This window comes from bacterium, assembly GCA_040757115.1.
Taxonomy (GTDB): domain Bacteria; phylum UBA9089; class CG2-30-40-21; order CG2-30-40-21; family SBAY01; genus JBFLXS01.
Genome location: JBFLYA010000172.1, coordinates 1 through 8142 on the forward strand (window position 1 = coordinate 1; position 8142 = coordinate 8142).

At 36.4% G+C, this 8142-nt stretch carries 11 protein-coding genes; 3 read left to right on the forward strand and 8 right to left on the reverse strand.

All coding sequences use genetic code 11. The annotated features are described in order from the left end of the window. The 3 genes from AB1422_13720 to AB1422_13730 all read left to right on the forward strand — a co-directional run. On the forward strand, window positions 1–561 hold a 561-nt coding region (locus AB1422_13720), incomplete at its 5' end, for an integrase core domain-containing protein (GenBank protein MEW6620370.1). A gap of 168 nt (window positions 562–729) precedes the next feature. Next, window positions 730–1644, forward strand: a complete 915-nt coding sequence (locus AB1422_13725; GenBank protein MEW6620371.1) for a polyprenyl synthetase family protein — start codon at window positions 730–732, stop codon at window positions 1642–1644. A gap of 12 nt (window positions 1645–1656) precedes the next feature. Then, the gene (locus AB1422_13730) at window positions 1657–1797 is read left to right on the forward strand and encodes a hypothetical protein (protein MEW6620372.1); all 141 of its coding nucleotides are present in this window, start codon (window positions 1657–1659) and stop codon (window positions 1795–1797) included. 766 nt (window positions 1798–2563) lie between these two features. On the opposite strand, the gene AB1422_13735 is transcribed toward AB1422_13730, so the two are convergent. From AB1422_13735 to AB1422_13770, 8 genes are all read right to left on the reverse strand, one after another. Beyond that, on the reverse strand, window positions 2564–3229 hold the full coding sequence (locus tag AB1422_13735) for a DEAD/DEAH box helicase family protein (protein MEW6620373.1): 666 nt from the start codon (window positions 3227–3229) through the stop codon (window positions 2564–2566). A 111-nt stretch (window positions 3230–3340) separates the two neighbouring features. After that, window positions 3341–3769 carry an ATP-binding protein gene (locus AB1422_13740; protein MEW6620374.1) on the reverse strand — a complete coding sequence of 143 codons (429 nt, stop codon included), beginning with the start codon at window positions 3767–3769 and terminating at the stop codon, window positions 3341–3343. Next, on the reverse strand, window positions 3726–3881 hold the full coding sequence (locus tag AB1422_13745; GenBank protein MEW6620375.1) for an ATP-binding protein: 156 nt from the start codon (window positions 3879–3881) through the stop codon (window positions 3726–3728). The genes AB1422_13740 and AB1422_13745 overlap by 44 nt, the downstream gene beginning before the upstream one ends. A 45-nt stretch (window positions 3882–3926) precedes the next feature. Further along, window positions 3927–4757 carry a Bro-N domain-containing protein gene (locus tag AB1422_13750; GenBank protein ID MEW6620376.1) on the reverse strand — a complete coding sequence of 277 codons (831 nt, stop codon included), beginning with the start codon at window positions 4755–4757 and terminating at the stop codon, window positions 3927–3929. Between the two features lie 16 nt (window positions 4758–4773). Continuing rightward, window positions 4774–5121 (reverse strand): hypothetical protein, encoded by a 348-nt coding sequence (locus tag AB1422_13755; GenBank protein MEW6620377.1) that lies wholly within the window; start codon window positions 5119–5121, stop codon window positions 4774–4776. A 224-nt stretch (window positions 5122–5345) separates the two neighbouring features. Then, entirely contained in the window at window positions 5346–5669 is a 324-nt protein-coding gene (locus AB1422_13760; protein MEW6620378.1) for a type II toxin-antitoxin system RelE/ParE family toxin, read from the reverse strand. After that, window positions 5666–5887 (reverse strand): addiction module protein, encoded by a 222-nt coding sequence (locus AB1422_13765; GenBank protein MEW6620379.1) that lies wholly within the window; start codon window positions 5885–5887, stop codon window positions 5666–5668. Before AB1422_13765 ends, AB1422_13760 begins: the two co-directional genes overlap by 4 nt. A 226-nt stretch (window positions 5888–6113) precedes the next feature. Further along, window positions 6114–7613, reverse strand: a complete 1500-nt coding sequence (locus AB1422_13770) for a hypothetical protein (protein MEW6620380.1) — start codon at window positions 7611–7613, stop codon at window positions 6114–6116. Between the last annotated feature and the right edge of the window lie 529 nt (window positions 7614–8142).

Genomic DNA, 8142 nt, shown 5'->3' on the forward strand with positions numbered 1-8142 from the left:
GTTGAGAAGATTTTCACATCCTTAATCCCCCGCCAGCGGCGGAGAAGGGAGAGTACGTCTTTAACCTTAATGCGGGGAGGTTTCTCTTCTAACCGCACAGATCGAATAATTGTGCTGAATAGTTACGGTAAAAGAAAGAATAAAGAAACAGGGGCTATATTTCTAAAACAAGCCTGTCCTTTCTATCCTTACAAGATTAACTATATCCTAACTGACAATGGAGCTGAATTTAGTTATAAAGCATTGCCAAAAGGAAAGAAGACCAAGAAAACTCACCCTTTTGACAAGATTTGTCAAGAAAACAAAATACAACATAGAACTATCAAATTCAAACATCCTTGGACTAATGGAATGATGGAGAACTTCAATAAACGAATTAAGAAAAAAATATTGACACAATATCTCTTTCAGAGTATAATAGAAATGAATGGTAAATTGATAGAGTTTATTAATGACTATAATATGAATAAAAGACTTAAATCTTTAAACTATAAAACACCATCTCAATATTTAAAAGAAATAAAAAATAGAGATTTAAAATTAATTAAAATTACCAACTAACGTATCGTTATTTAACACTTAGTTAGTTCACCACAGTCTTCTATAACTTTTGATGGCTGATTAATACTTACATATCATATGCATGCGGGAGGAATGGTTTACATCCCCATATTTAAGATTACAATGTCCACTATCTTCTTTAGTGGTGCACGAACATGAGAGAATGTTATGGATATAGAGAAATATTTAGTATCAAAGAAAAATATAATAGAGGAGGCATTGGATTATTATTTGCCTAAGGTTGATGAATATCCAAAGGTTATTCATGAGGCAATGCGCTATGGGGTTTTTTCAGGCGGGAAAAGAATAAGGGCTATTTTGGTGTTAACCGCAGGGGAATCGGTAGGTGGCAACAATAAAGGATTATTCCAGGCGGCGGCCGCTATAGAATTAATTCATGCTTATTCACTCATTCATGATGACCTGCCGGCTATTGATGACGATGATTTTAGAAGAGGAAAACCCTCCTGCCATAAAAAATTTAATGAGGCAATCGCTATATTCACTGGTGATGCCTTACTTACTCATTCCTTTTACTTATTGTCCAAAATTAAAAACTCACCTGCTCGGGTAATAAAAGTTTATGAAGAAATATCAAAGGCTATTGGCACATCCGGAATGATTGGCGGACAGGTGGTTGATATTGAATCTGAAGATAGTGAAATATTAGATGTTCCGACCCTTGAGTATATCCATACCCATAAAACAGGTGCTTTAATCTGTGCCGCCGTGAAGGTAGGAACTATCTTAGGTGGTGGAGATAAAAAACAATTACATTTATTAACTCAATATGGAGAACATATTGGTTTAGCTTTTCAAATTGTCGATGATTTATTAGACCTTGAAGAAGGGATAAAGGGAAGAGACAGAAAAAGTGATTTAGTTAAGAAGAAATTAACCTACCCGGCGGTCTATGGTATTGAATCATCAAAAAAGCAAGTGACAATATTAATTGAATCTGCAATATCCTGTCTTAAGAATTTTAATCATAAGGCTGACCCGCTAAGGGCTATTGCTGAATTTATTGGTAGAAGAGGATCTGTGATTCAGACAGTAGACTATAGACATCAGACCTCAGACTAAAGCGGGCAGAAATTGCAGAAGAATGTTGGAAGAGTTGGAAGTGTTGAAAGGGTTGAAGGAGTTGGAAGGGTTGAAAACATTTCCTTAACTGACACTGACACTGTCACTGACATAGGTAAGGTTTATGAAAAATTCGGTGGTGTCTTAATCTAGCATAAAGGTTAAAATAGTGTATAGGGTTCTGCAAAATAGGATTTGAGGGAGACAACAAATAAATATCAAATATCAAATATTAAATATCAAATATAAATATCAAAATGCAAAATTACAAATCAAATTTCAAAGAGGAAGTAGCAGGGTTTCTCAAAGAGTTGGAGGAATTTGGTAATATCTTTGCTTCAAGTATTTTAACGCTGAAAGGAAAGAGATAATTTTACTGAACTTTGGCAAAGATAGTTTATAGTTTATAGTTTATAGTTTATAGTTGATAGTTTATAGTTGAAGGACTATAAACTATACACTATAAACCATAAACTATAAACGAGTTTTGCATTTTGCTCTTTGGAGGAAATCCCTTTTGGACACCAAATCTGCATAGATTTCACTATTAGAGTTATTTTCAGACACCACCAAAGCAAAAGTGTTTTCAAAACGATTTTCTGTTTTTCAATCGGTGAAAAATCGCCACCTGTGCGGTTAAATGTAAAATGGATAATGTAAAATGAGAAATGTAAAATGAAAATGTATAACTGAAAGGTAATGAGTCTTGCGAAGTACTAAAATTTCCCATTTTTCATTTCCTATTTTACATTTTACATTTATTTTTCCTTTGCGTCTCTGCGATGAATTAGTCTAATCGCACAGGTGGAATTTTTTTGTAAGCTGATTAAACAGATTACATTTTTTATTGTAAGCGGATTGAACGGATTGAGCGGATTTTTTTTATTTCTTTTTCCGCTAAATCCGTTAAATCCGCTTACTAATCTTTATGTTCATCGGAAATCAAATCGGAACGGTAATAAAAAACGGTAATCTCGTTTTTAGCAAACGGCAGGACATTTTCGCGCTTCACGCTCTCGTAATCTCTCAAATTTTTAAGGTTTATCTTTGTGTTAAAGTTAAAGCTGTTAAATTCCTCAACATGATTTTTGAATTGGTCCAAAAGGTCATCGCGGTGAACCAAAAAGAGAATATCTCCTGTAAGCAATTCTTCTTCGGCAATAAGCTTGCCCAAAAGCTCAATAAGTTTAACGATAATCAGCGTCTTGCCCGAGCCGGTCGCCATCCAAAAGCTCATTCGGTTTATAAAATGTGCGAAAGGGATTTTTGAATCTATGGCGGGATAATCCTTATCATATTCTAAAAGATATTTTGCCGTCTTTTTGCCTTCCCTCTTTTTCAGGTCGTAATCAAAGTTTTCCCTAAAATCGTTGGTTTGATAGTGAACAAATAAACTCTGTTTGTCCGCTTTTTTGTCTTTAAAATAAAGCCATAAACCTTTGAGTGCGTTTTGAAGCCCTTCTTTTTGAAAATCAAAAAGCGTCTTGTCTTTTGAAAACCGCGCAAAATCAAACCCCTGCCATTTTGCCGGTAAGTTTTCAAAAGAAATATCATCTACGATGTTTTGTAAGTATAAGTTACTCATTCTTGTTTATACTTTTCTTTTCGAATTTATTTCCTATTTCTTGTTTGTTTTTCGGGTTTATTTCGGGTTTATTTCGGGTTTTAGTTAAAACATATTTTGTTTTTCTGCCAGTTATTCCAATTTTTTGAAAATACCCATAGAGCATAAAGAATTTAAGTCAATAAGAGCCATCCTATCTGTTATACCGAACATGCTTCTATACTCTTTATTCGTTACCTCTCCCTTCTCCTTAACATACATCACCACTTTTATCTGTCTTTCATTTAATCCCATCTTTCTTAAATTTTCTTCTGTATAAATATCTTTATAAAAATAAACTAAAAACCCGCCAAATTCTTCTTTAAATTCTGGTTCAGGCAGTCCCGCCTTTTTACATTCATCAGTAATTTTAATAGTTCCTCTGCCCCATGCCTCTATCAACCCTGCTTTGAAAAACACATCTGCCAACAATTCATTTCTGGGATAAGATGAATGGCTTTTCTTTAATTCATCAATCTTAATTTCTTTTGGAAGTGTTCCTACATTCCAGCAAATCTTCAAGCAATTTTTTTGAATCCTTTAAGCCAACAGGATTGCCATTATCATCAACTCCGATTAGCAATCTTCCACCATCAGTATTTGCAAAGGCGCAAAATCCACTTAAGATATTCATCCCGCCAGGATAATTTAAATTCGGTTGTCTGGGATTCTCTCATATTTATCCCTTTAATCTCTTTTGACTTTCTGGTTTCTCTAAATAATTATCTTTAGAGACGATAGATTTCTTTAATCTTCTTTCCAGCTGTCTGCGAGCATTACCAGCAATATCACCACCTGCTTTAGCATCTGCTTTCAATTTTGGCATGCCCATTGAATCTTCTACCTTATGAATTTCAGTAGTAGCACGCTCACCAAGCATAGTAAAAATTAATTCCAGGTCATCCATATGGTCACGCAGATTTTCCCGCTTCAGTCCTTTTAATTCTTTATATTGGCTTGGGGTTATATCAAATGTTGCTTTTGAGATTTCCGCAGTTAAGATTTCATAATCCTTCTGTTCCTGTGCCCCTCTTTTTTGCCATTCGTCTGTTAGTTCCTCACGGATGGCAATGCCCCGCATCCTCTTTTCAATCCAATCGTCAGAATAGCCCTTTAATTTATAAAGCATTCGTGTCCGTTTAGTTGCTAATTCAGGATTTTCTATCTCCTGCACCCGTTCGTAACCAACATGAGCTAACCATTTCTTAAACGGCTCGGCTTTTGGTGAAGGTATTGACTGGATAATCCGAAAAACACCTTCTGTATTAGCGCAATCAGTTTCACGCATTTTTCCATCCGGCGCTTCCAATTTCAACCCGTGACAAAATGTCACGACTTCACTTCCTTCTTCTTTTAATCGCTGTTTCAATTTTCTCCAATAGGCGCCGGCATCGACACTATCTGTCAATGCTTCGCATACATCAGTAACCGAAAACCACCACTCGTTTTGATAAATGGTTTTTCTGATTTTTTTGCCCTTGAATAATGCTATTTTTGTTGTTGTTTCCATATTTTTACCTCCATTCCTACTCCCACCAAATCAATGGTTTAATTATTTTATAATCCAAATCTTTGGTATTGATTTTTGTGCCGTCTTCAAACTCCACTTCATAATTCCACTCTTTTAGAGGGGTGGCAAACGAAGTTTGACGGGGTGTTCCTTCCCAGAAATTCAGAGGGGAATTCAACCGGCAAACTTCTGAAAATTCGGTCGGTTTTGACATAGTAAACCATCTGCGTTTTCCAAAAGAGGATAACATCCTTCTCATCTGTATAAACCTTTTCGTAGATATTGTTGTGAAAAGGCGTTGAATTGAAATAGATTGAGCCGCTTTTAATAAAGTAGCGGCTGAAAAATGAGTAAAGTTTGTCAACTGATAGGAATTTCCTTTGTGAATCTACAGATGAACGCAGATATTAGGATTTAAAAGAAGAACACGAATTCCACAAATTAACGAATATTACTAATGAAGAAAAAATATAGGAATTCCCTTTAGTTTTTATTATCCTGATAATCTGCAGAAACCAGCGTCCTATTAACTTGAAAGGCTGTATATCCTCCACTATGAGTAGGGGAGAAGTCCGCTGGATTGTTTTGTTAAGGGTTTTCCAGTTCTTCTCGATCTTGCAGTTTTCTTTTAATAGTCCGGGGAGCACGTGCACAATGGAAAAGTCCATACACAATAATCTGGCCATCTTTTATCATGTAATAAATACTATACGGAAATCTTCTGAGCAGACAGCGACGGAATTCTTTATAAACTTTCGGATAAAGCAATGGATTCCATCGAATTCCTCCAACACATGCATAAAATATCCGAAGAAATTCCTCCCCAAGTCCCGGTGATTTTGTTTCATACCATACATAAGCACCGATAATATCTTCCTCGATTTCAGGAAGAAAACGCAGTGGGTATATCATTTTCTACCTTGTATTTTTGCCTGAAGTTCATCGAGAGATAAAAGAGTCCCCCGCCCAGATTCATATCTTTTGAACCTTTTGTCCAACTCCTCTATGTGGCTTTGAGGAATAGGAACAACAGATTCATCCGAAGCAATACTATCCCACAGATTCTCAACAAACAAAATCTTTTCCGGCGTACTTAATTTAGTGATTTCGGGAATATCATTCACGCGCACTTTTTATCTCCTTTTCTTTAACTGATAGGAATTTCCTTTGTGAATCCACAAATGAACGCAGATATTAGGATTTAAAAGAAGAAACTGCATATTACACCTCACTTAAATTCAAGCATAATCCTTCAACTTAACTTAAGTATAGCACGAAGCGATATAAATGTCAATTAAATTTCATTACAACTCTTCCGTAACCATATCTTCCCTTAAGTCGGTGAATGCTTACGACTTACGCCAGTATCACTGGTAGGCGAAAGGTTTCACGGATTATGGTTGCTTCTTGAAGAGTAAAAACAACTATAACCATATCTTCTGGTGAAATCTGATTTAAGAGAACATCACCTGGTATCCGCCATTCTTTTTCCGATGTCCAATCACTCTTTGATAAGTGATGTAATTGGAATCTAAACCGTTCAGTCGCTGGTAGTTTCTTGAATTTAGATTCAGGGGCATAGATTACTGGTTTAATCGCCATCTTTTTCAGGATATTTCTCCGAATGCCGATTCCATAAGGTTCAAAAGTCCAGCGAATCAAAGCAGGGTTCCATTTACGGATTTTAATCAATTCATTTGGTAGGCAAGCAGTAAATGAAGTTACCGGCGTTTTTCCCCGAATAAGCCGATTACTGGCACGAATAAGTTTTTCTTTGAGAATTCGGCATAAGGTATCAAAAGCCGTATGCCCGGCATCAGATTCACCAGCAATAAGTGATTGGATATATGCAGATAAAGATTGTCCTGGCCATGGTCCAGGGCAGGCACGAGTATAATGAAAGAGATACTCATCTAATTTAACCATATCGAGTTCAATTGTATGGAGTGGAGTATCCGTGACACTGCCTACCTCAACTGTCTGAAGTGGCGTGTCTATGACACTGCCTACCTCCAAAGACTCTGCACCAGATAATAATAAATTCTGATTGCCTTTTGTGTTCTGGTCAAATCTTGTTGGTCGAAATACGGTAACCTTCTTTTTTTCTGAAAATGATTTAGCCACTAATCTCTGGATATTCCCTTGTGCACAAGCCTCAGCTACAAAGAGATACTCGGCTAAAGCCACTACCCAGTAATCGCGAGTAACCAATCGTTCCTTACGAGATGGTAAGGTAATTTCAGGTAAGAATGGGGAGATAAACAGTGTCTTTTCTAATCCAAACATATTGCTGAATTTATCGTAAAAAGCCTTTTGAAGGTCAGGGGTTAATACCCCTGGTAAATATTCATCCAGAACAATAATCACTGGTGAATGAAATTGTTTGGCAATAAAGGTAACTATTTCGTAAGTAAGTATGCCAAGGCTGGAAACAATCGTCAGTTTTTTTGCGATTACCTGTTGAGTTAATTTTATTGTTACTTTTAGCCAGCGAGTAGTAGGTGTTACGGCACGAAGTTTATGTGAATTTAATACCGCGGCCTTAGAGGAATTTAGTATCTCTGGATTCCCCTGAGCAAAAAGGATTTGCTCACCAATAAATAACACAAAAACACCATTTTCTAACCATTGCTTTGCTTTTTCTTTTGCCTGATGAATATTTAACCGATGAGCAGATAAACCATATCTTTTACTTACCTCCGTAATCCAGGTATATGGGTCATCAAAAATATTATTACTTTTATTGATTTTTATCAGAAAGGAAGAAACTTGAGTGGCAGTTAAATGTTTAAATTGAGAAAATAAGGCAAGAGTAAAAAGTATGGGAAAAGAAGAGTTATCTTTCAATTTTTGCATACTCCCTGTAATTGGTAACTGGTGATTGGTAACTGGTAATTAGTTACCAATCACCAGTTACCAGTACCTTATTCGAGCCAAATGCCTTATCACAATTTCGTGCGTTATTTGTTCTACACGACACTATCAACTCCGTCATTTCCAAGCATACCACAATTTCTTCCTTTTTGCAAGCATTTTTTATTGACTTTTTGGGGAAAACTATGTATAATAATCCGCAGATTTCAGTAACCGTTCAGGTAGTCCTTTACCGCGGAGACGCAGAGGAACAGAGAAGACATAGAAATAAAGTAACTATTCAGCCACTGATTAACACGGATTAGCACGGATAAATCCAGAGGGCAGAAGGCAGAGGACAGAGGACAACAGGAGGAAAAATCTTCAGCCTAACTACGGACACGGATACCGGACACGATTCACGAATTTTCAGTGTTTCATCTGTGTCCATCTGTGGCTGAATAGTTATCAATAAATTTTAATTTTTTCTCTGCGTCTCTGTGTCTGTGCGGTGAACGGTTACAGAATTTGT